This is a genomic window from Streptomyces sp. NPDC047706, from assembly GCF_043204795.1.
Classification (GTDB): Bacteria; Actinomycetota; Actinomycetes; order Streptomycetales; family Streptomycetaceae; genus Streptomyces.
Window position 1 is genome coordinate 143,048 of record NZ_JBIDCW010000006.1, and the last position, 21,181, is coordinate 164,228.

21 protein-coding genes are annotated in these 21,181 nt (G+C 72.1%); 7 read left to right on the forward strand and 14 right to left on the reverse strand.

Features of this window, described 5'->3' with window-relative positions; all coding sequences use genetic code 11:
* Window positions 1-3: 3 nt before the first annotated feature.
* From rpmF to recG, 6 genes are all read right to left on the reverse strand, one after another.
* Window positions 4-177 (reverse strand): 50S ribosomal protein L32, encoded by a 174-nt coding sequence (gene rpmF, locus ACGF8A_RS09405; protein ID WP_003951102.1) that lies wholly within the window; start codon window positions 175-177, stop codon window positions 4-6.
* Window positions 178-179: 2 nt separating this feature from the next.
* Entirely contained in the window at window positions 180-833 is a 654-nt protein-coding gene (locus ACGF8A_RS09410; protein WP_393105949.1) for a YceD family protein, read from the reverse strand.
* Window positions 834-961: 128 nt separating this feature from the next.
* The gene (locus tag ACGF8A_RS09415; RefSeq protein ID WP_393105951.1) at window positions 962-2,008 is read right to left on the reverse strand and encodes an ATP synthase F0 subunit B; all 1,047 of its coding nucleotides are present in this window, start codon (window positions 2,006-2,008) and stop codon (window positions 962-964) included.
* A 111-nt stretch (window positions 2,009-2,119) separates the two neighbouring features.
* On the reverse strand, window positions 2,120-2,599 hold the full coding sequence (coaD, locus tag ACGF8A_RS09420; protein WP_393105953.1) for a pantetheine-phosphate adenylyltransferase: 480 nt from the start codon (window positions 2,597-2,599) through the stop codon (window positions 2,120-2,122).
* A 26-nt stretch (window positions 2,600-2,625) separates the two neighbouring features.
* Window positions 2,626-3,213, reverse strand: a complete 588-nt coding sequence (rsmD, locus tag ACGF8A_RS09425; protein WP_393105955.1) for a 16S rRNA (guanine(966)-N(2))-methyltransferase RsmD — start codon at window positions 3,211-3,213, stop codon at window positions 2,626-2,628.
* Window positions 3,214-3,389: 176 nt separating this feature from the next.
* Window positions 3,390-5,594 (reverse strand): ATP-dependent DNA helicase RecG, encoded by a 2,205-nt coding sequence (gene recG, locus ACGF8A_RS09430; protein ID WP_393105957.1) that lies wholly within the window; start codon window positions 5,592-5,594, stop codon window positions 3,390-3,392.
* A gap of 187 nt (window positions 5,595-5,781) precedes the next feature.
* Here recG and ACGF8A_RS09435 point away from each other — a divergent pair, with 187 nt between their 5' ends.
* Entirely contained in the window at window positions 5,782-7,626 is a 1,845-nt protein-coding gene (locus ACGF8A_RS09435; protein ID WP_393105959.1) for an HSP90 family protein, read from the forward strand.
* Window positions 7,623-10,589: a tetratricopeptide repeat protein gene (locus ACGF8A_RS09440; protein ID WP_393105961.1), complete on the forward strand. Its 2,967-nt coding sequence runs from the start codon at window positions 7,623-7,625 to the stop codon at window positions 10,587-10,589. Before ACGF8A_RS09435 ends, ACGF8A_RS09440 begins: the two co-directional genes overlap by 4 nt.
* Before the next feature lie 10 nt (window positions 10,590-10,599).
* On the opposite strand, the gene ACGF8A_RS09445 is transcribed toward ACGF8A_RS09440, so the two are convergent.
* Window positions 10,600-12,279 (reverse strand): DAK2 domain-containing protein, encoded by a 1,680-nt coding sequence (locus ACGF8A_RS09445; protein WP_393105963.1) that lies wholly within the window; start codon window positions 12,277-12,279, stop codon window positions 10,600-10,602.
* Between the two features lie 304 nt (window positions 12,280-12,583).
* On the opposite strand from ACGF8A_RS09445, the gene rpmB reads away from it, so the two are divergent.
* The gene (gene rpmB, locus ACGF8A_RS09450; RefSeq protein WP_003993230.1) at window positions 12,584-12,769 is read left to right on the forward strand and encodes a 50S ribosomal protein L28; all 186 of its coding nucleotides are present in this window, start codon (window positions 12,584-12,586) and stop codon (window positions 12,767-12,769) included.
* 168 nt (window positions 12,770-12,937) lie between these two features.
* On the opposite strand, the gene thiD is transcribed toward rpmB, so the two are convergent.
* Together thiD and ACGF8A_RS09460 are read right to left on the reverse strand one after the other, a co-directional pair.
* Entirely contained in the window at window positions 12,938-13,729 is a 792-nt protein-coding gene (gene thiD, locus ACGF8A_RS09455; RefSeq protein WP_393105965.1) for a bifunctional hydroxymethylpyrimidine kinase/phosphomethylpyrimidine kinase, read from the reverse strand.
* The gene (locus ACGF8A_RS09460) at window positions 13,726-14,691 is read right to left on the reverse strand and encodes a thiamine-phosphate kinase (RefSeq protein ID WP_393105967.1); all 966 of its coding nucleotides are present in this window, start codon (window positions 14,689-14,691) and stop codon (window positions 13,726-13,728) included. Before ACGF8A_RS09460 ends, thiD begins: the two co-directional genes overlap by 4 nt.
* Window positions 14,692-14,939: 248 nt before the next feature.
* Here ACGF8A_RS09460 and ACGF8A_RS09465 point away from each other — a divergent pair, with 248 nt between their 5' ends.
* Window positions 14,940-15,173, forward strand: a complete 234-nt coding sequence (locus ACGF8A_RS09465) for an Lrp/AsnC family transcriptional regulator (protein ID WP_003997603.1) — start codon at window positions 14,940-14,942, stop codon at window positions 15,171-15,173.
* A 20-nt stretch (window positions 15,174-15,193) separates the two neighbouring features.
* Window positions 15,194-15,691 (forward strand): DUF3515 family protein, encoded by a 498-nt coding sequence (locus tag ACGF8A_RS09470; RefSeq protein ID WP_393105969.1) that lies wholly within the window; start codon window positions 15,194-15,196, stop codon window positions 15,689-15,691.
* Between the two features lie 112 nt (window positions 15,692-15,803).
* Here the strand turns inward: ACGF8A_RS09470 and ACGF8A_RS09475 are convergent, their stop codons facing one another.
* Genes ACGF8A_RS09475 through ACGF8A_RS09485 form a run of 3 tightly spaced genes read right to left on the reverse strand, consistent with a single transcriptional unit; the run spans window position 15,804 to window position 18,915 of the window.
* Window positions 15,804-16,961 carry a D-alanine--D-alanine ligase family protein gene (locus ACGF8A_RS09475; RefSeq protein ID WP_393105971.1) on the reverse strand — a complete coding sequence of 386 codons (1,158 nt, stop codon included), beginning with the start codon at window positions 16,959-16,961 and terminating at the stop codon, window positions 15,804-15,806.
* A gap of 59 nt (window positions 16,962-17,020) precedes the next feature.
* Window positions 17,021-18,031, reverse strand: a complete 1,011-nt coding sequence (locus ACGF8A_RS09480) for an NAD(P)H-dependent glycerol-3-phosphate dehydrogenase (RefSeq protein WP_393105973.1) — start codon at window positions 18,029-18,031, stop codon at window positions 17,021-17,023.
* Complete coding sequence (locus ACGF8A_RS09485) at window positions 18,028-18,915, reverse strand: lysophospholipid acyltransferase family protein (protein WP_393105975.1); 888 nt, start codon at window positions 18,913-18,915, stop codon at window positions 18,028-18,030. The genes ACGF8A_RS09480 and ACGF8A_RS09485 overlap by 4 nt, the downstream gene beginning before the upstream one ends.
* A 144-nt stretch (window positions 18,916-19,059) precedes the next feature.
* Between ACGF8A_RS09485 and cofC the strand changes: the two genes are divergently transcribed.
* On the forward strand, window positions 19,060-19,698 hold the full coding sequence (gene cofC / locus ACGF8A_RS09490) for a 2-phospho-L-lactate guanylyltransferase (protein WP_393105977.1): 639 nt from the start codon (window positions 19,060-19,062) through the stop codon (window positions 19,696-19,698).
* Window positions 19,699-19,707: 9 nt separating this feature from the next.
* Entirely contained in the window at window positions 19,708-19,911 is a 204-nt protein-coding gene (locus ACGF8A_RS09495; RefSeq protein WP_393105979.1) for a hypothetical protein, read from the forward strand.
* A gap of 76 nt (window positions 19,912-19,987) precedes the next feature.
* Here the strand turns inward: ACGF8A_RS09495 and ACGF8A_RS09500 are convergent, their stop codons facing one another.
* Both ACGF8A_RS09500 and ACGF8A_RS09505 read right to left on the reverse strand, forming a co-directional pair.
* Window positions 19,988-20,629: an HU family DNA-binding protein gene (locus ACGF8A_RS09500; protein ID WP_393105981.1), complete on the reverse strand. Its 642-nt coding sequence runs from the start codon at window positions 20,627-20,629 to the stop codon at window positions 19,988-19,990.
* 137 nt (window positions 20,630-20,766) lie between these two features.
* The gene (locus ACGF8A_RS09505; protein ID WP_393105983.1) at window positions 20,767-20,997 is read right to left on the reverse strand and encodes a hypothetical protein; all 231 of its coding nucleotides are present in this window, start codon (window positions 20,995-20,997) and stop codon (window positions 20,767-20,769) included.
* Between the last annotated feature and the right edge of the window lie 184 nt (window positions 20,998-21,181).

Sequence of the window (21,181 nt, forward strand, 5' to 3'; positions counted from 1 at the left end):
CGCTCAGACCTCGAGGACCTGGCGCTTGTTGTAGGTGCCGCAAGACGGGCACGCGATGTGCTGCTGCTTGGGCTCGTGGCAGCGCTCGCACGCAACCAGGGTGGGGACCGCAGCCTTCCACTGCGACCGGCGGTGGCGCGTGTTGCTGCGCGACATCTTCCGCTTCGGAACAGCCACGGCTACTTCTCCTGCTTCTCGTCGGCGTGCGCTGATGGAAGCGCGCCGCCACTCATCTCGTCCTTCTCGCCGTCTTCGAGTGAACCGGCGAGTCCCTGCAAAGCCGCCCAACGGATGTCGACGGCGTCGTGGTGGTGGTCCGGGTCGTCCGCGAGCCGCGCTCCGCATTCGGAGCACAGACCCGGGCAGTCCTCCCGGCACACCGGCTGCATCGGCAGTGCGAGCACCACCGCATCGCGCAGCAGAGGCTCAAGGTCGAACATGCCGTCCTCGAGGAAGAGCCTGTCCTCGTCGTCCGCGGCGTCGTCGCCGGGTTCCGTGATCGCACGGCCCCGGTCGTCGGCGTCAGGGTACGAGAACATCTCCTGGAATTCCGCTTCGAGCTCCTGCCCGACCGGCTCCAGACACCTTACGCACTCCCCCTCGGCCCGTGCACGGGCGGTGCCTGTGACGAGCACACCCTCCATGACGGACTCCAGACGGAGGTCGAGCTCCACCGGCGCGCCTTCCGGCACTCCGATGACGTCCTTCAGACCGAGGTCCTTCGGGGCGTCGACCGTGCGGGTCAGGCGCTGCAGCGCACCAGGACGCCGACCCAGCTCGTGCGTGTCGAACACGAGAGGGTTGCGGTGGTCGAGGCGGGCGTTCAGGGCCATTCCTGCTTTCGATCTTGTGAGCTCGGGGACGCCACCCTTCGGTGTTCCCGGGCAGCGCTGATCACGGACGTACGCGCGACCGAAGAGCCAGGATACTGGACCTTTCGCCGACGGCCCAATCGGAGGCGTCAGCCGTTGCCGCGACCCTGTTCGTAGGCCCGCAACTGCTCCGCGCTGATCATGCTCGTGTCGAAGAGGCTGGTCTCGTCGAGCGCCTGGGGCTGCTGCTGATAGCCGTGGTGCCCCTGGGCCTGGTGCGGATCGTAGGCGGGCTGCTGCGGGTACGCGGCATACGGATCGGCCTGCTGGTAGCCGTACGGGTCCTGCTGGGCGTACTGCTGCTGGTACCCGTACGGATCCTGCTGCGGCTGCGGCTCAGGCTGCTGATAGGCGTAGGCGTCCTGGGTGGCGTACTGCTGCTGGGACGGAATCGCCGGGGGCTGGACGGGCTCGGCCGGGGTGTCGGTCATCGCGGCGAGGTCGGCGAGGTAGTCGGCGTCGCTGCTGTGCTGGACGGTGGTGGTGTCCAGGGAGCCGAGGTCGTCGGTGGCGGTCCGGCCGTGCAGCTTCTGCCGGCCGCGGCCGACCGCCTCCAGGGTCTTGGCGAGTACCGCCTCGAAGGCGCCGAGCTTGACGTCGACGTACTCGTCGGCTGTGCGGCGCAGGGTCTCCGGGTCGTGGCTGCGCTCGGGGGCGTCCTCGTCCTCGTAGCCCTGCTCGTCGAGGCCGGGGCCGGTGCCGAGCAGCTTCTCGCGGCCTCGGCCCACGGAGCCGAGGGTCTTGGTGAGCACGACCTCGAAGTTGGCGAGCTTGGAGTCGACGTAGTCGTCCGCCTCGGCGCGGATCTCCTCGGCCTCCTTGCGGGCCTCGGCCAGGATCCGGTCGGCCTCGGCCTGGGAGCGGCGGGCGACCTCGGTGTCGGAGATCAGCGAGCCGCGCTCGGCGTGCGCGCCCTGGATGATCCGCTCGGCCTCCTGGCGGGCCTGCTCGACCATCTGCTCGCGGCCGCCGATCAGCTCCCGGGCCTGGGCCAGCGAGTCGGGCAGGGCCGCGCGTACCTCTTCCAGCAGGGCGAGCAGGTCGGCGCGGTTGACCACGCACGAGGCCGACATGGGCATGCCTCGGGCGGTGGAGACCGCCGCCACGATCTCGTCGAGCTTCATCTGTACGTCCACCGGATGCTCGCCACTCTCTACAGCTGTGTTTGGAGACGGACGGGACGACTGTACGGCCATGGGGTGCCCGCGGGACACAGGGTGACGGGGTGTCAGCCGGGGCCCGTGCGGTCAGTCCTTCTTCAGGCGCTCGGTGAGGCGGCCCAGGACCTGCGGCGGCACCAGGTGGGAGACGTCGCCACCCCAGGCCGCGACCTCCTTGACCAGGGAGGACGACAGGAAGCTGTAGGTGGGGTTGGTGGGCACGAAGAGGGTCTCCACGCCCGAGAGTCCGTTGTTCATCTGGGCCATCTGCAACTCGTAGTCGAAGTCGCTGACCGCGCGCAGACCCTTGACGATGGCGGGGATGTCCCGTTGCTTGCAGAAGTCCACGAGGAGGCCGTGGAATGCCTCGACGCGCACGTTGCCGTACTCGGCGGTGACCTCGCGGATCAGTTCGATCCGCTCGTCGATCTCGAAGAGGCCCTTCTTGGACTGGTTGATCATCACCGCGACGTAGACCTCGTCATAGAGGCGGGAGGCGCGGGCAATGATGTCCAGGTGTCCGTTGGTGATCGGGTCGAACGACCCGGGACAGACGGCTCGGCGCACTTGAGATCCCTCGCTCTCAGGTCCGGTCATGGTGCGTCTTCGCACGTGGAGGCGGCGCGACCGTACCAAAACGTTCCCTCGCCGTACCGACGGGTCCTCAGTGCCTCGAAGCCCTGCGGCCACCCGAATTCACCGCCTCTGGTGCTGCGCTCCACGGTGACGAGGGCTTCTTCGGCGAGCCACCCCTCCGTACGGAGTGTGAGCAGAATCTCGCGAAGATCGTGATCCGTGACCGCGTACGGCGGGTCGAGGAACACGAGGTCGTACGGCTCACCCGGCGGTGAGGTTCGGATGATCTGCTCCGCTTTGCCCGACCTGACCTCGGCGCCGGGCAGCCCGAGGTTGTGCACGTTCTCCCGGATGATGCGGGCCGCCCGGGCGTCGGCCTCGACCAGCAGGGTGTGGCCGGCGCCCCGTGAGAGGGCCTCCAGTCCGACGGCGCCGGAGCCGGCGTAGAGGTCGAGCACGCGTTCGCCGTCCAGGGGGCCGCCCAGCAGGGACTGCCAGGTGGAGAAGAGTCCCTCGCGGGCGCGGTCGGAGGTGGGGCGCGTGCCGGTCCCTGGCGGGACAGCCAGGCGGCGTCCACCGGCTGCGCCGGCGATCACGCGGGTCATCTTGGGTCCTTGGGGTGGGGTCTCTTACGCGTTCAGTCTGGCAGGCGGGGGAAGGCGGTGCGTTCCCCCGCTGGCGTCCGTGGCTCCGTCAGCGCCGCCCGCGCGGCACCTCGCGCCCCGGGGGACGCCGGCCCCGGGGGCGGAGACATCGATCACCCCTTCACCCCTTCACCCCTTCACCCCTTTTCCAGGTACTGCTCCCTCTCCTCGTCCAGGAGGGCGTCCAGTGCCGTGCGCAGGCCCGGCAGGGCGGTGAGGTCGGGGTCCTCGGCGACCAGGGCGGCAGCCTCCTCGCGGGCCTCGGCGATGATCTCCTCGTCCTCGATGACGGCGAGCACCCGCAGGCTGGTGCGGGCACCGGACTGGGCCTGGCCGAGGACGTCTCCCTCGCGCCGCTGTTCGAGGTCGATGCGGGAGAGTTCGAAGCCGTCGAGCGTGGCGGCCACCGCGTTCAGCCGCTGCCGGGCGGCGCTCGCCTCCGGCATCTCGCTGACCAGCAGGCACAGTCCGGGCGCCGAGCCACGGCCGACACGGCCGCGCAGCTGATGGAGCTGCGAGACACCGAAGCGGTCGGCGTCCATGATCACCATCACGGTGGCGTTCGGCACGTTCACCCCGACCTCGATGACGGTGGTGGCGACGAGGACGTCCGTCTCGCCGGCGGCGAAGCGGCGCATCACGGCGTCCTTGTCGTCGGGCTGCATCCTGCCGTGCAGCACCTCGACCCGCAGCCCCTCCAGCGGGCCGACCGCGAGCTGTTCGGCCATGTCGAGGACGGCGAGCGGGGGGCGCTTGCCGTCCTCGTCCTCGGCCGACTTCTTCTTCGCGGCACTCGTGTCGTCCTCCTCGTCGCCGATGCGCGGGCAGACGACGTAGGCCTGATGGCCCTGGGAGACCTCCTCGCGCACCCGCTCCCAGGTCCGGGCCAGGAAGTGCGGCTTGTCGGCGGCGGGGACGACATGGCTGGCGATCGGGGAGCGGCCGGCCGGCAACTGGTCCAGGACCGAGGTCTCCAGGTCGCCGAAGACCGTCATGGCGACCGTGCGCGGGATGGGCGTGGCGGTCATGACCAGCAGGTGCGGCGGCTGCTTGCCCTTGCCGCGCAGGGAGTCGCGCTGCTCGACGCCGAAGCGGTGCTGCTCGTCGACGACGACCAGGCCGAGGTCGAGGAACTGCACCCGGTCCTCGATCAGCGCGTGCGTGCCGATCACGATCCCGGCCTCCCCGGTGGCCAGGTCGAGCAATGCCTGGCGGCGGGCGGCGGTGCCCATCGAGCCGGTCAGCAGCACCACCTTGGTGGCGTGCTCGGCGCCGCCGAGCATCCCTCCCTCGGCGAGCTCACCCATCATCTCCACGACCGAGCGGTGGTGCTGCTGGGCGAGCACCTCGGTGGGCGCGAGCATGGCGGCCTGCCCGCCCGCGTCGACGACGGCGAGCATGGCGCGCAGGGCCACCATCGTCTTCCCCGATCCGACTTCGCCCTGCAGCAGCCGGTGCATCGGGTGGTCGGTGGCCAGGTCGTCGAAGATCTCCCGGGAGACCTTCCGCTGGCCGTCGGTGAGCGTGAACGGCAACCGGTCGTCGAAAGCCGCGAGGAGACCGTCCGGGGCCGGCCTGCGGGGCACCGCCGGGAGCTGGGAGTCGGCGTGCCGGCGGCGGGCCAGGGCGACCTGGAGGACGAAGGCCTCGTCCCACTTCAGGCGGTCACGGGCGGCGCCGATGTCCGCCTTGGTGTGCGGGCGGTGGATCTTCAGCAGGGCCTCGGGGAGGGAGTCCAGGCCACGGCCCTCGCGGAGGGCGTCCGGGAGGGGGTCGACGGCCTCCTGGGCGCTGGGCAGAACGGTCTGGACGGCCTTGCCGATCTTCCAGGACTCCAGCTTGGCCGTCGCCGGGTAGATCGGGATGAGGGCACCCGCCCAGGTGTCGATCGCCTCCTCGGCGTCCCCCTTCAGCAACTCGTAGGCCGGGTGCGCCAGTTGCAGCCGCCGGTTGAAGACGGAGACCTTCCCGGCGAACATCGCGCGGGTGCCCGGCAGCAGCTCCTTGTGGGGTTTGTGCACTCCGGCGCCGAAGAACACCAGTTGGAGCCGGCCGCTGCCGTCGGTGATCGTCACTTCCAGGCGCTGGCCCTTGCCGCGGGGCGCCTTGGCCGAGGCGAAGCTGTGCAGGCGGGCGTCGGCGACCTGGGCGACCACCGTGACGTGCTCGTCCATGGGGAGGTCGGCCAGGTGCGTGAGCTGGCCCCGCTCCTCGTATCTGCGCGGATAGTGGTGCAGGAGGTCGCCGACGGTGTGCAGGCCGAGATGCTCGGCCATCACCTTCGCGGTGGCGGGGCCGAGCACCTTCTTCAGTGGTTCGTCCAGTGCGGGCACGAGATCCATTGCACACCACGGCACTGACATCGGCGCGGACGCCCTGGCGGCGGATCCGTATACGTCTTGGGAAACCCCTGGTCAGACGGCTCGCTCCGGCCCTAGGATGACGCGCTCCGGCCATCCTTTCCGCGGTCACCGCCTCACCGGGACCGCCCGACCCCGCGCCGAGGCACTCCCCACCGGCGCTGTGACGATGGACTCCCAGACCTCACAGGCCTCTCAGGCCTCCCCTTCACCTCATACGTTCCAGGTCGATCTGCGTGGCCTGGTGGACCTGCTCTCCCATCACCTCTACTCCAGTCCCAAGGTCTACCTGCGCGAACTGCTCCAGAACGCGGTCGACGCCATCACCGCCCGCCGGGCCGAAGAGCCCCGGGCACCGGCGCGGGTGCGGCTGTACGCCGACGCGGGCACCCTGCGGGTGGAGGACACCGGCGTCGGGCTCACCGAGTCCGACGTGCACAGTCTGCTGGCGACCATCGGGCGCAGCTCCAAGCGGGCCGACGGCATCCAGGAGGTCCGCGCCGAGTTCCTCGGGCAGTTCGGCATCGGGCTGCTCGCCTGTTTCGTGGTGGCCGCGCGGATCCGGGTCGTCAGCCGCAGCGCCCGTACGCCGGATGCCCGGCCCGTGGAGTGGACGGCGACGGACGACGGCTCGTACACCGTGCGGACGCTGGCGGACAGCGCCCGGCCCGAGCCGGGCACCACCGTGTACCTGGAGGCGCGGGCGGGCGCCGGCGAGTGGCTCACCGGGGAGCGGGTGCTCGCGCTGGCGCGGGACTTCGGCTCGCTGCTGCCGTACGACGTGCGGGTGGGTGACGAGGAGGTCACCGACCTGCCCGCGCCGTGGGACCGGCCCTACCCCTCCCCCGCCACCCGGCGGGTGGCCCTGGCCCGGCACTGTCACGACCTGTTCGGCTTCCTCCCGCTGGACTCGATCGAGCTGAACGTGCCGCTCGCGGGGATCCGCGGGGTGGCGTACGTGCTGCCCGCCGCGGTCAGCCCGGCGCAGCGCGCGCGGCACCGGGTGCATCTGAAGGGCATGCTGCTCACCGAGCGGGCCGAACAACTGCTGCCCGACTGGGCGTTCTTCGTGCGTTGCGTGCTCGACGCCGACAGCCTGCGGCCCACGGCCTCGCGTGAGTCGCTGTACGAGGACGAGACACTGGCCGCCGTACGGGACGCCCTGGGCGAAAGGATTCGGTCCTGGCTGACCGGCCTCGCCGCCGGTGATCCGGAACGGCTCGCGGCGTTCCTGTCGGTGCACCACCTGGGAGTGAAGTCCCTGGCACGGCACGACACGGAGATGCTCCGCACGATGCTGCCGTGGCTGCCGTTCGAGACGACGGACGGCCAGTTGTCCCTGGAGGAGTTCGCGCTGCGCCACCCGGTGGTGCACTTCACGCGCACGGTCGAGGAGTACCGGCAGGTCGCCCCGATCGCCTCCGCGCAGGGCGTCGGCGTCGTCAACGGCGGCTACACCTACGACAGCGAACTCGTCCAGGCGCTGCCGTCGGTGCGGCCGGGCACGGTCGTCGCCGAGCTGGACGCGGACACCGTGACCGCCCACCTGGACGCCGTCGACCCGGCCGAGGAGCTGGCCCTGTCGGGCTTCCTGGCGGCGGCGCGGGCCAGGCTGGACCCGCTGGGCTGTGACGTGGTCCTGCGGGCCTTCCACCCGCTGTCCGTGCCCGCGCTGCACCTGGACGACCGGGCGGCCCGGCACGAGCAGGCCCGCGCGTCCGCCGAGGAGGCGGCCGACGACCTGTGGGCGGGCATCCTGGGCTCGCTGCGCGGCAGTGCCCCCCGCGCGCGTCTGGTGCTCAACCACCTCAACCCGCTGATCCGGCGGATCAGTTCCGTGCCCGATCCGGAGCTCGTCGGCACCGCCGCGGAGTCGCTGTACGGCCAGGCCCTGCTGATGGCCCAGCGTCCGCTGCGGCCCGCCGACTCCGCGCTGCTCAACCGGGCGTTCATCGGCCTCCTGGAATGGGCCACCCACAGCGACACCGACTCCCCGGGGGAGGGTCACCGATGACTGAGATCACCGACTTCGACGCGCTGCGCCGGGCGATGGCGGAGAACTCCGGGCAGCCCGAGGGACCCGCCCGCAACGCGCGCGCGGAGCAGCTGCTCGCCCAGGCCGAGAAGCTGAACGTCCCGCTCGCCGTGATCGAGGCGCTCGGGCACCAGCTGAAGGTCTACAACTACAGCTCCGAGAAGGACAAGATGTTCGTCCCCTTCGCGCGTCTGCTGCGCATGTGGGACGAGCACCCCGGGGAGTTCGACGAGTACGAGACCCATTCGCTGCACTGGGTCTTCAAATGGATGTCGGCCGGGATGCTCGACCAGCCGCACGTGCCGCTGGCCGCCGTCGAGAAGTGGCTCGGCGAGATGGAGCACCGCTACCGCCTCGCCGGGCACTCCGAACGAGCGGTGCGCAGCGCCGAGTTCAGCGTGGCCGCGCACATCGGGGACCTGGAACGCGCGGAGCGGGCGTACGCGGCGTGGCTGGCGGCCGACCGGGACGGCATGGCCGACTGCCACGCGTGCGAGCTGCACGGGCAGGGCTCGTGGCAGGTGGAGCGCGGACGGGACGCCGAGGCCCTTCGGCTGTGGACACCCGTCCTGGACGGCGAGTTCGCCTGCGCCCACGAGCCGCACTCGGTACTGGCGTCGTCCCTGACGCCCCTGTTGCGGCTGGGCCGCCTCGACGAGGCACGCGCCCACCACCTGCGGGGCTTTTGGCTCGTGCGGGCCATGGAGAGCATGCGCGGCGCGTACGCGGACCACGTCGAGTTCTGCGCGCTCAGCGGCAACGAGGCGCGCGCCCTCGAGCTGCTGGCCGAGCGCCCGGCGTACTTCACGGACACCGGCCATCCGCGCAGCCGGCTGGACTTCATGAGCGTGGCGGCCCTGCTCATGGACCGGCTGACCGAGCTGGGCCTGGGCGAGCGCCAGGTGCCGGGTCCGGCGGGCCGGACATGGACGGCACGCGAACTGGCCGCCCACGCGCGCGAGGAGGCCCTCGCCCTAGCGGCGCGGTTCGACCTGCGCAACGGCACGGCGCACGTCGGCGAGCGGGCACGCGCGCGCATGGAGCAGCGTCCGCTGGTGGACCGGCTGGCCCTGGGGGTGCGCTCGGACCGGCTGGGCCGCCCCACCCGCCCCGCCGCCCCGGCGCCGGTGACGCCCACGTCCGCGGCCACCGGGGAGCAGCCGGACCTGGCCGCGCTGCTGGCCGAGGCGCGGCAGCTGTCGGACTCCCTGCGGCCGAACGCCGTGGAGGCCTGGGCGGCCGTCGCGGTGGCCGCCCGGGCCGCCGATCTGGACGCCCGCGACCGGGCGGAGATCGCCGACCACGAGGCGATGGACCTGGGCTCCGGGGGCGCCGAGCTCTTCGAACGCGCCGCCGAGCTGTACGCCGAGGCGGGCGACCCCGGCGAGGCCCTGGCGGCACGCGCGCGTGCGGCGTACGTCCGGGCGCTCGCCGGTCACGTCGACGAGGCCGTCGAGGCGGTCGCCGGGCCCTACGACGAGGTCCTCGCCCTCTACGCCGAGGACGGCACAGGCGTGGGGCAGACCGCGTCCGTCCTGATGGGCCGGGCACGGATCCTGATGCGGCGGGTCCACGAGGCCGACGACCGCGCAGCGGACGGCGCCTCGCGGGCCACCGTGGCGGCGGAGGCCGAGGCGGCCGTACGGGAGGTGCTGGCGCTCGTCGAAGGCCACACCGGGGACGACGTCCGGCTGGCCTCACGGGCGGCCGAGGGCCGGGCCATGCTCGGCGAGCTGGCGGTGCACCACGGGGACGTCGAGAAGGCCGCCGGGCTGTTCGCGCGGGCCGCGACGGCATACGTGGACGCGGGACTGCCGTGGTTCGCGGTGGAGTACGAGGCCCGGCTGGCCGGCCTCGCCCAGCATCTCGGGGACACCACGGAGGCCGAGCGGGCGCTGAGGGCGGCCCTGGAGCACGGCGGACCCCATCTGGAAGCCACCGGACGGGCCCAGCTGCATCTCCAGCTGGCCGAGGTCCTGGGCGGCCGGGGGCAGTCCGAGGAGGCCGCGGAGCATGCCCTGGACGCGGCCCACTGGGCCGACGAGGCGGGTGAGGGGCCGACCTTCGGCGTCTGGGCGCGGCATCTGCTCGGCGGGTTCCTGCTGCGGCAGGGGCGGTGGGCCGAGGCCGCGGAGGTGCTGGAGTCGGCGCTGCCCGAGCTGAGCGCCGAGACACACGGCGACGGCGCGATCGTCCAGACGAAGTGGTGGCTCGGCGACTGTCTCAGCGAACTCGGCGAGCACCGGGCGTCCGCCGAACGCCGGCTGCAGGCCGCCGAGATCGCCCGGCACTGGCCCGAGCAGCACGACCACGCCACCCTGGCCCACCTCGCCGCCGAATCCCTCGGGCACGCCGGGATGCCGGCCGAGGCGGAGCAGGCCTACGCGCGCGCGGGCGAGCTGTGGCGCTCCCTGGGCAACGTCCACGGCCTCGTCCGCTCCCTGCGCGCCCGCGCGTGGCTCGCGCTGCGCACCGACGACGGCGCGCAGGCCGCGCGTGAGCTGATGGCGGCCGCCGTCCAGGAGTGCGCCGGCGCCCTGAGCACCGCGGCCGACGAGGAGTCACGCCACCGTCTCACCGCCGAACTCGGCGACACCCACCGACAGTTCGGCGACCTGCTCGCCCGCTCGTCGGCCGAGGACGCCGAGGACGGCTCGATCCGTGCGGCGTTCGAGGAGGCCCTGACGGAGGTGGAGGAGGCCATCTCCGTGTTCGCCTCGCTCGGCGCCGACGCCCGGCACGCCCGCACCGGCGCGGAACTCGCCGCGGGCTGGCTGGCGGCGGACCTGGGCCGCTGCGCCGAGGCGGCGGCCCGCGCGCGTGCGGTGCTTGAGGCGTACGCCGACGCCGCCGAGGACGACGAGGGAGCGGGGGAGCGGCAGGCCGAGGCGGAGCAGATGCTGCGGGTCGTGCGGGAGGGAGGGGAGCAGGAGGGCTGCTGAGGGCGCGGGCCTACTCCACCCCGATCAACAGCAACGCCCCCTGCCGCCCACCCCGGTACACCACCGTGTCGACGGCGAGATAGGCCTCCCGCACCCGGGCCTGGAGGTGCTCGGCGACGGCCTGCGGGGCCTCGTCCCCGAGCACCAGGGTCACGAGCTCACCGCCGGCCGCGAGCATCCGGTCCAGCACGGTCCCGGCGACGCTCGTGACGTCCGTCCCGATCATGGCCACGTCCCCGTCGATGAGACCGAGGACGTCACCGGCCTGGCAGATGCCGGCCATGGTCCAGGCCTGCCGTTCCGCGACGGCGACCTCGCCGTACCGGGTCGCGCCCGCCGCCGAGGTCATGGACACGACGTCCTCGTCGAAGCGGCGCTCCGGCTCGTGCACCGCGAGCGCCGCGATGCCCTGGACCGCGGAGCGCGTGGGGATCATGGAGACGCGGATCCCCTCCGCGCGGACCTGTTCGGCCGCCGCGGCGGCGGTGTGGCGCAGTTCGGGATCGTTGGGCAGCAGCACGACCTCGCGCGCGTGCGCCCGCCGCATCGCCTCGGCGAGTTCCCCGCTCGCGGGCGGCTCCCCGGGACGCGCCAGCACGGTGGTGGCGCCCGCCTCGGCGTACAGCCCGGCCAGCCCCTCCCCCGGTACGACGGCCACCACGGCTCGCTGGACGCGCTCCCGGGGGAGCCCTTCGCCTCGTACCGTGTGCACGTCGCCGGCGCCGAAGTGCGTGATCCTGATCCGGTACGGCCGACCGGCCTCGACGCCCGCCTCCACCGCGGCGCCCGCGTCGTCGACGTGCACGTGGACGTTCCACAGCCCGTCGCCGCCGACCACGACGAGCGAGTCGCCGAGGGCGTCGAGCCGCTCCTTCAGGCGCGCCACGGCGAGATCTCCGGCCTCCAGGAGGTAGATCACCTCGTGCGCCGGACCGCCCGGCCCGGCGCACTCCGTCCCGCTCCCGGTGTCCTGGTCGCCGTCGGGCGTCCGCACGCGCGTGTGCCTCGCGCCGGCCGCCACCGCGACCGCACCCGGCACCTCCCCCGTGAGGGTCTCCACCAGCGCCGCCAGCACCGCGACCAGTCCCCGCCCGCCGGCGTCCACCACCCCCGCGCGCTCCAGGACGGCCAGTTGCCCAGGGGTCGCGGCCAGTGCCACCCGCGCCCCTTCGTAGGCGGCTCGGGCGACCTTCCCGCAGTCGCCCTCCGCTCCCCCGGCCGCGTCGGCTGCGGCCGAGGCGACCGACAGGACCGTGCCCTCCACGGGGTGCGCCACCGCCTGGCGGGCGGCGTCGGCCGCGCGGCGCAGCGCGAGCCGCAGCCTCTCCCCGTCGGTGTGGGCGTCGTCACTGCCGGCGGCGAGCACCTGCGCCATGCCACGCAGCAGTTGCGCGACGATCGTCCCGGAGTTGCCCCGCGCGCCGATCAGCGCCCCGTGGGCCATCGCCTGCGCGGCTTCGGCCAGCGAGGGCCGCCCGGGGTTCGGGGCGTCGACCTCGTGGGCGGCGAAGACCGCCTCGATCGCGGCCACCGCCGATTCGACGGTCAGGTAGAGATTGGTGCCGGTGTCCCCGTCCGCGACCGGGTAGACGTTGATCGCGTCGATCTCCTCACGCGCGCGTCCGAGCGCCTCCAGCGCGAGCCCGCACCAGGTGCGCACCGCGAGAGCATCGAGGAATGTCTGCGGCACCTGCGCCTCCTAGGACCTGCCCGGCCGATCATGTCGCAGACGCGGAGTCTGACTGCGGGACGTGGGACGCAGCGTAGCCCCGGGGCCCGTGACCACCGGAAGAGGGCGGGGCAGGCCCCTGAGCAGTCATGGTAATTTCGTTGAACGGGCGCAGCCGTTGTATGCTGCTCCGGTTGCCCGATCCTGATCGGGCCATTCCCCTGGCAGCGCCACTCAGATCTCGGACGGCTCGCGAGAGCCCAAGATTTCGGTTCCGGCATGCCGGGATCAACCGTAAGTGCATCTGAAGTCTTTGGAGTGACCCGTGGCTGCCAACTGCGACGTCTGCGGCAAGGGGCCGGGCTTCGGCAACAACATCTCGCACTCGCACCGCCGTACGTCCCGCCGCTGGAACCCGAACATCCAGCGTGTGCGTACCGTGGTGGGCGGGACGCCGAAGCGCGTGAACGCTTGCACCTCGTGCATCAAGGCCGGCAAGGTCTCGCGCTGACGCACAGCTAAGCGCGCGGCCACTGCTGGTTCGCTGCATCAGCCGGTCCACCTCAGGTGGGCCGGCTTTTTGCGGTGCGCTCGCTCCTCGTCCTCGCTGTGGCCGCCCTTGCCGGGTGGACCCGGGTGAGCCCGGGCCCCGTTCTCGGGGTGGGCCAGGCCCCGGGAGTCAGCGCCGCAAGCGCCAGCCGTGATCCACGGGCCCGATCCCGCCGCCGAGCGCGAACCCGGCCGCGATCGCCCCGGTGACGTACTCCTTCGCCGCCCGTACCGCCTCCGGCACGGCGAGCCCCCGCGCCAGCCCCGAGGCGATCGCGGAGGCCAGCGTGCAGCCCGTGCCGTGCGTGTGCCGGTTGTCGAGGCGGGGGGCGCGCAGCCAGTGCTCCTCGGAGCCGTCGGTGAGCAGGTCCACCGCCTCGCCCTCCAGATGACCGCCCTTGATCACGACCCACCGCGGCCCGTACCCCAGCACGGCCGCCGCCGCCTCGCGCATCTGGTCCTCGGACTCGACCCGCACCCCGGTCAGTTGCGTGACCTCGTCGAGGTTGGGCGTGACCACGGTCGCGGCCGGCAGCAGTTGCGTCCGCACCGACTCCAGCGCGGAGGCCGCCAGCAGCGAGTCACCGTGCTTGGAGACCCCCACCGGGTCGACGACGGCCGGCGCGTCCGTCCCGGCGATCAACTCGGCCACCGCCTCGACCAGTTCCGCCGAGGCCAGCATGCCGGTCTTCACGGCCTGTACGCCGATGTCGTCGACGACACTGCGGTACTGGGCCCGCACCGCCTCCACGGGCAGTTCCCAGGCGCCCTGCACACCGAGGCTGTTCTGCGCGGTCACGGCCGTGATCACGCTCATGCCGTGCACTCCGAGCGCGAGCATCGTCTTCAGGTCGGCCTGGACGCCGGCGCCTCCGCCGGAGTCGGAGCCGGCGACGGTGAGCACTGCGGGCGGCGCGCTCATGACTCGATCCCTCCGAAGTGGTCCCAGCCGCCCTGGGAGGTCCACGGTGCCCCGTCGACGGTCACCTGGGGCAGCGCCGAGGGGTTGAGCACCTCGCCGATCACCTTCCAGCGGGCGGGCAGCTTCACGTCCGGCGGGAAGGTCGCCACGATCGCGTGGTCCTCTCCCCCGGTCAGCACCCACTGGAGCGGGTCGACCCCGACCGCCTGCCCGATGTCGTGCATCTGCGAGGGGATGTCGACCGCGCCGGACCGGACGTCGATGCGGACCTTGCTCGCCTCCGCGATGTGCCCGAGGTCGGCGATCAGCCCGTCGCTGACGTCGCACATCGCCGTCGCGCCCAGCCCGGCCGCCGCCGGACCGGCGTGATACGGCGGCTCCGGGCGCCGGTGTGCCTCGACGAAGGCGCGCGGCGAGCGGAAGCCGCGGGAGAGCACCGCGTGTCCGGCCGCCGACCAGCCGAGCCAGCCGGTCACGGCGACGAGGTCGCCGGGCTGCGCGCCGGCCCGCGTGACGGGCTCCTGGTTGCGCAGATCGCCGAGCGCGGTGATCGACACCGTGATGGTGTCCCCGCGGACGACGTCGCCGCCGACCACGGACGCGCCCGCGACCTGGCACTCGTCGCGCAGTCCGTCCATCAGCTCGGTCGGCCAGGTGACCGGGAGTTCGGCCGGCACGACGAGGCCGAGCAGCAGCGCGGTCGGAACGGCGCCCATGGCGGCGATGTCCGCGAGGTTCTGCGCCGCCGCCTTGCGCCCCACGTCGTACGCCGTGGACCAGTCCCTGCGGAAGTGCCGTCCCTCCAGCAGGATGTCGGTGCTGGCCACGACCCGTCGGTCGGGCGCGGCGACCACCGCGGCGTCGTCCCCCGGCCCGACCCGCACCGCCGGGGTGGTGGTGAGGCGGGAGGTGAGCTCCCTGATGAGCCCGAACTCCCCGAGCTCACCAACAGTCCCCTTCATTTCCCTTACGCCCCTTCTGTCCCTCTGTGTGCCCGGTCGCGGGTCATCAGTGTCCTCGATACGGTCGTAGTGTCCGCCGCCCGGCCCCCCTTGGCGGGCGGTCCGGCCCACCCGGCCGTCCCCGTCGGCCGTGCCTGCACCCCGCCACGCGTCCCCCACTCCCCGCAGGTCTCCCCGCCGGGAGCGGCAACGCGATACCGTGGCGTTCCTTTTCCCCACATGATCCTCGTGGCCGCCCTGGAGGTTCCGTGGTACAGGCGTACATCCTGATCCAGACGGAGGTCGGCAAGGCGTCGACCGTCGCCGAGACGATCAGCAAGATCCCTGGGGTGATCCAGGCCGAGGACGTGACAGGACCGTACGACGTCATCGTGCGCGCCCAGGCCGACACCGTCGACGACCTGGGCCGCATGGTGGTCGCCAAGGTCCAGCAAGTGGACGGCATCACCCGCACCCTGACCTGCCCGGTCGTCCATCTGTAGTCCCCGTCTACCCTTGGCCGGTGAAGATTTCCCGTCACCGGCTCATCGGTCTGCCCGCTTCCGCGCTGCTGATCACCGCCGTGGGCTGCTCCTCAGCAGACGACAGCGCCGATGTCGCGGTTCCCAGTACCTCTCCGGCGGTGACGAAGCTGTGCCAGAACCTGGACAGCGAACTGCCCCGCACGGTGGACGGTCTGAGCCGGAACGACCCCGAGCCCCGGTCCGTGCTCACGGCGGGCTGGGGAAGCCCGGTGATCATACTGCGCTGCGGGGTGGCCCGGCCGTCGAAGATGGTGGACCCGAAGGTGGCCGAGGGCCGGGATCCGGACGCCGTGGCCGGCGGTGTGAACGGCGTCGACTGGTTGCAGGAGGAGCGCGACGGGGGCTACCTGTTCACCAGCGCGAACCGCAGGGCGTATGTCGAGGTGCGGGTGCCCGAGGGGCAGGACAGCGCGGGTGTGCTGATCGATCTGGCTCCGGCGGTGAAGTCGGCGATTCCTGAGGGGATCGCCGACTAGTCGCCGTCTCCCCGAGCCCTTCTGTGCCGGCTCGGGGGCCGCCCGCGGTCGCTCGGGTGCGTTCGGGGTCGTTCGCGCGGTTGCCCGCGCCCCTGGGAGGCCCCGGGGGCCTCTACCTGAGCCCCGTCGAGCGGTTCAGGGCTGCCTGGATCAGGCGGTCCACCAGCTCCGCGTAGGTCACGCCGCTCGCCTGCCACATCTGCGGGTACATCGAGATCGGCGTGAAGCCGGGCATCGTGTTGATCTCGTTGATCACGAACTCGCCCGCCTCGGTGAGGAAGAAGTCCGCGCGGACCAGGCCCTCGCAGGACGCGGCCTCGAAGGCCTCCACGGCAAGGCGCCGCACCTCGGCGGTCTGCTCGTCGGTGAGGGGGGCGGGGACGATGCCGGGGGTCGAGTCGATGTACTTCGCCTCGAAGTCGTAGTACGCGTGCGCGTCCGGCGGCGGGATCTCCGCGGGGACGGATGCCCGGGGACCGTCCTCGAACTCCAGGACGCCGCACTCGATCTCGCGGCCGCGCAGCGCGGCCTCCACGATGATCTTCGGGTCGTGGCGCTGGGCCTCGGCGATCGCCTCGTCGAGGCCCTCGAAGGACTCGACCTTGGTGATGCCGATCGACGAGCCCGCGCGCGCGGGCTTCACGAACAGCGGCCAGCCGTGCTCCCCGGCGAACTCGGCGATCCGCCGCCTCGCCCCGGACCGGTCCCGCTGCCACTCGCGCGGCCGTACGACCAGGTACGGGCCCACCGCCAGTCCGAACGAGGTGAACACCCGCTTCATGTACTCCTTGTCCTGGCCGACGGCCGAGGCGAGCACACCGGCGCCCACGTACGGGACGCCGGAGAGTTCCAGCAGGCCCTGGAGAGTGCCGTCCTCGCCGTAGGGGCCGTGCAGCACCGGGAAGACGACGTCGACCTCGCCGAGCGCCTTCGGCACGGAACCCGGCTCGCTGTAGACGACTTCGCGGCTGCCCGGGTCGACGGAGAGCACGACACCGCCCTCGCCCGAGTCGGCGAGTTCGTCGACGGTGGGCGTACGGCGATCGGCGATCGTCATCCGCTCCGGCTCGTCGGCGGTGAGCGCCCACCGGCCGTCCCGGGTGATGCCGATCGGCAGGACCTCGTACTTGGTCCGGTCGACGGCACGCAGTACGGCGCCGGCGGTGACCACGGAGATCCCGTGTTCGGAGCTGCGCCCACCGAACACGACGGCCACACGCGGCTTGCGAGACGGCTGCTCGGGGCTCTGGGGGAGGTTCTCGGTGCTCATATCGCGATGAGAGTACCCGGTGGTAGGGGCCGGAGACAGCGTCCGTGGGGCCGCGTCGCTCAGCGTCGCTCGGCCTTCGCGCTGCGCGACATCAGCTCCTTCAGGGCGACCACCGGAGGCTTGCCCTCGTGCACGATGCCGACCACCGTCTCGGTGATGGGCATGTCGACGCCGTGCCGTCGCGCCAGATCCAGCACCGACTCGCAGGACTTGACGCCCTCGGCGGTCTGCCGGGTGACCGCGATGGTCTCCTCCAGGGTCATGCCCTTGCCGAGGTTGGTGCCGAAGGTGTGGTTGCGCGAGAGCGGCGAGGAGCAGGTGGCCACGAGGTCGCCGAGGCCCGCGAGTCCGGAGAAGGTCAGCGGGTCCGCGCCCATCGCCAGGCCCAGCCGGGTCGTCTCCGCGAGGCCGCGGGTGATGAGCGAGCCCTTGGCGTTGTCGCCGAGCCCCATGCCGTCCGCGATGCCGACGGCGAGCCCGATGACGTTCTTGACCGCGCCGCCGAGTTCGCAGCCGGCGACGTCGGTGTTGGTGTACGGGCGGAAGTACGGCGTGTGGCAGGCGGCCTGGAGCCGCTGGGCGACCGCCTCGTCGGTGCACGCGACCACGGAGGCGGCCGGCATCCGGGCGGCGATCTCGCGCGCGAGGTTCGGCCCCGTGACGACCGCGACCCGCTCCGCAGGGACCTTGGCGACGTCCGTGATCACCTCGCTCATCCGCATGGCGGAGCCCAGTTCGACGCCCTTCATCAGCGAGACCAGGACCGTGCCGGGGGCGAGCAGCGGCGCCCACGCGGCGAGGTTGCCGCGCAGCGTCTGCGAGGGGACGGACAGCACCGTGAAGTCGGCTCCGGCGGCCGCCTCGGCGGCGTCGGTGGTGGCACGCAGGCTCGCGGGGAGTTCGAAGCCCGGGAGGTAGTCGGGGTTGGTCCGGCCGGAGTTGATGGCCTCGGCCACCTCCGCCCGGCGCGCCCAGAGGGTGACCTCGCACCCCGCGTCGGCGAGCACCATGGCGAAGGCGGTGCCCCACGAACCGGCGGCGAAGACCGCCGCCTTGACCGGCTTGCTCACTTGCCCTGCCCCTCTTCGCCACCGGTCTGCCCGGCCGCCTCCACACCCGCCTGACCAGCCGCTTCCCGATCGGCTACGCCGGCAGCCCCACGGATCGGCTGTACACCCTCGTCGCCGCCCGCCACGGTGGCGGCCGCCCGGCCGAACTTCTGGGCCTGCGTCCGGCGCCGCTGCTCGATGCGTTCGCGCTTCGGGTCGTACGGCGACCCGGGTGCCCGCTCGCCGCGAATCTCCTCCAGCTGACCGGTGATCGCGGCCATGATGACCTCGGTGGCCTCCTTGAGGACTTCCGCGGTCATGTCCTTGCCGTAGAAGCGGGAGAGGTCCACCGGGGGCCCGGCCAGCACGTGGTGGGTCTTGCGCGGGAGGAGGTCGGGCTTCTTGGCGTACGGCGGCAGCAGTTCGTTGGCGCCCCACTGGGCGACCGGGATGACCGGGCACTTGGTCTTCAGCGCGACGCGCGCGGCACCGGTCTTGCCGGTCATGGGCCAGCCGTCCGGGTCGCGGGTGATGGTGCCCTCGGGGTAGAAGGCGACGCATTCGCCGCGCTCCACGGCGTTGATCGCGGCCCGGAAGGCGCTGAGCGCGTCCGTGCTCTCCCGGTAGACGGGGATCTGCCCGGTGCCGCGCATCGCGGCGCCGACGAATCCCTTCTTGAAAAGCCCGCTCTTCGCCAGGAATCGCGGAACACGTCCGGTGTTGTACTGAAAGTGCGCGTACGCGAAGGGGTCGACGTGCGAATTGTGGTTCACCACGGTGATAAAGCCGCCCTCGGCCGGAATGTGCTCCATTCCGCGCCAGTCCCGCTTGAGCAGAACCACCAGCGGCGGTTTACAGATCACCGCGGCGAAGCGGTACCAGAAGCCGATTCTGCGGCGGGGCACACGGACACCTTCCTTCTGAGGCCTCGGGGGCCGCACAAGTGTCGCCCCAGGCCGTCGGTCTGTCGAGAACACCGTACGCCCCGAGTCCGCGCCCACCGGGTGGGCCGGGTGACAATGACCGCGACAAGAGAGGGACGAACGCGCGTGCTGTGGACCCTGGTGGTACCTGTGAAGCCCCTGGCGCGGGCCAAGAGCAGGCTCTCGGACGCCGCCGCCGACGCGCTGCGCCCGGGTCTCGCCCTCGCCTTCGCGCAGGACACGGTGGCCGCGGCGCTGGCCAGCCCGGCGGTGCGGGATGTGGCAGTCGTCACGGACGACGAGGTGGCAGGCCGGGAGCTGGCGGCGCTGGGCGCGCGGATCGTCCCGGACGAGCCGGGCGGCGGTCTGAACGCGGCGCTGGCGCACGGGGCGGCGGCCGTACGGGCCCGGCGCCCGAAATGCCCGGTCGCGGCCCTCAACGCCGATCTCCCGGCCCTGCGGCCGGCGGAATTGGCACGGGTCCTGGACGCGGCCGCGGAATTCCCCCGCGCATTTCTCCCGGATGCGGCGGCGATCGGTACGACCCTGCTGGCGGCGGCGCCGGGCCGGGAATTGCTCCCGGCATTCGGCACGGATTCGCGGGCCCGCCATCGCGGCGGCGGCGCGGTGGAACTCCGCCTCAGGGGCGTGGATTCCGTACGCCAGGACGTCGACACCGCCGTCGACCTGCGCACGGCACTGGCGCTCGGGGTGGGGCCGCGGACGGCGGCGGCGACCGCGCGGCTGCTGATTTCCGGGCAGTAGGCTGCCGTCATGCACGCCACCGCCTACACGTACGACGCCGAGACGCGCAGCGGGCAGGTCCTGCTCGACGACGGCACCGTGGTGCCCTTCGACGCGGCCGCGTTCGACGCGGGCGGGCTGCGGCTGCTGCGCCCCGGGCAGCGGGTGCGGATCGAGGTGACGGGCCCCAAGGAGCGCCCGAAGATCACGCTGGTGACGCTGCAGACCCTCTGACCTGCCCCTGAACACGCCGCGGGCCGGGCTCCTCGACGGAGTCCGGCCCGGCGCGTGAGTACCCCTGCGCCCTCGTCTACTTGCGGGCGGTGGCCTTCTTGGCGGTGGTCTTGCGTGCCGAGGTCTTCTTGGCGGGGGCCTTCTTGGCCGTCGCCTTCTTCGCCGGGGCCTTCTTGGCCGTCGCCTTCTTGGCGGTGGTCTTCTTCGCGGCGGTGGTCTTGGCGGTCGCCGTGGTCTTCTTGGCGGTCGTCTTCTTCGCCGTGGTCTTCTTCGCGGCGGCCGTCGTCTTCTTGGCCGTCGTCTTCTTGGCCGTGGTGGCCTTCTTCGCGGCCGCCTTGGTGGTCTTCTTGGCCGCGGCCTTCTTGACCGTGGCCGCGGCACCGCCGGTCAGGCTGCCCTTGGGCGCCTTCTTGACGGACACCTCACCACCGCGCGGGAGCTTCTTCGAGCCGCTCACCAGGTCCTTGAAGCCCTGACCGGCGCGGAATCGCGGCACGGAGGTCTTCTTGACCCGAACCCGCTCGCCCGTCTGGGGGTTGCGGGCGTAGCGAGCCGGACGGTCGACCTTCTCGAACGAGCCGAAGCCGGTGACCGACACCCGCTCACCTGCGACGACGGCGCGGACGATGGCGTCCAGTACATGGTCGACAGCATCGGCGGCCTGCTGACGGCCGCCCATCTTGTCGGCAATCGCTTCTACGAGCTGCGCCTTGTTCACGTCTTCCCCTTCGGAGACATCGCCAGAACGAAAGTGTTCAAGCTTTTCGCACGTTAGGCAGATATATACCGCAAATCAAACACGAAACGGGCTAATCACCCTTGTGCCGCAACCGACTCGGCTGCTCCTGACGTGATTCAGCCTTCCTCTTCGGGGAATCGCCCCGCGTCGAGGTCGGCGGTGAACCGCTCCAGACGCTTTGTCGCATCGGCGAGGTCGTGCTTGGCCGCGGCCGTGATGACCAGCAGCTTCCGGGTCAGCGCCATCCGTACGCCCTCCGGGACTTGCAGTGCGCGCACCCTTGCGTGCGCTTCCTTGAGTTGGTCCGCGACCGCCGTATAGAGCTCGAGTTGGCCGTCGTGTTCCATGCACAGATTGTGCCATCTGGGGCGAGTTGTCGCCTGCCCGGGGGGCAACTGGCGCCGCCAACGCCCCCTCGGCACGCGGCCGAAGCCGCTTTGTCAAGGCTCGCGTACCCCAACAACAACCGTCATAACGTAGGAAGTTGAAAGAACGGACGGTGCCGGGTGCGGCCATCCGGGTGTGAAAAAA

What these genes read in the sequence shown, in the direction of transcription:
- ACGF8A_RS09410 (WP_393105949.1), bottom strand. Translation starts at nt 833, where the DNA reads ATGGCCCTGAACGCCCGCCTCGACCACCGCAACCCTCTCGTGTTCGAC.
- rsmD (WP_393105955.1), bottom strand. Translation starts at nt 3,213, where the DNA reads ATGACCCGCGTGATCGCCGGCGCAGCCGGTGGACGCCGCCTGGCTGTC.
- recG (WP_393105957.1), bottom strand. Translation starts at nt 5,594, where the DNA reads ATGGATCTCGTGCCCGCACTGGACGAACCACTGAAGAAGGTGCTCGGC.
- ACGF8A_RS09435 (WP_393105959.1), top strand. Translation starts at nt 5,782, where the DNA reads ATGGACTCCCAGACCTCACAGGCCTCTCAGGCCTCCCCTTCACCTCAT.
- ACGF8A_RS09440 (WP_393105961.1), top strand. Translation starts at nt 7,623, where the DNA reads ATGACTGAGATCACCGACTTCGACGCGCTGCGCCGGGCGATGGCGGAG.
- thiD (WP_393105965.1), bottom strand. Translation starts at nt 13,729, where the DNA reads ATGAGCGCGCCGCCCGCAGTGCTCACCGTCGCCGGCTCCGACTCCGGC.
- ACGF8A_RS09460 (WP_393105967.1), bottom strand. Translation starts at nt 14,691, where the DNA reads ATGAAGGGGACTGTTGGTGAGCTCGGGGAGTTCGGGCTCATCAGGGAG.
- ACGF8A_RS09475 (WP_393105971.1), bottom strand. Translation starts at nt 16,961, where the DNA reads ATGAGCACCGAGAACCTCCCCCAGAGCCCCGAGCAGCCGTCTCGCAAG.
- ACGF8A_RS09495 (WP_393105979.1), top strand. Translation starts at nt 19,708, where the DNA reads ATGCACGCCACCGCCTACACGTACGACGCCGAGACGCGCAGCGGGCAG.
- ACGF8A_RS09505 (WP_393105983.1), bottom strand. Translation starts at nt 20,997, where the DNA reads ATGGAACACGACGGCCAACTCGAGCTCTATACGGCGGTCGCGGACCAA.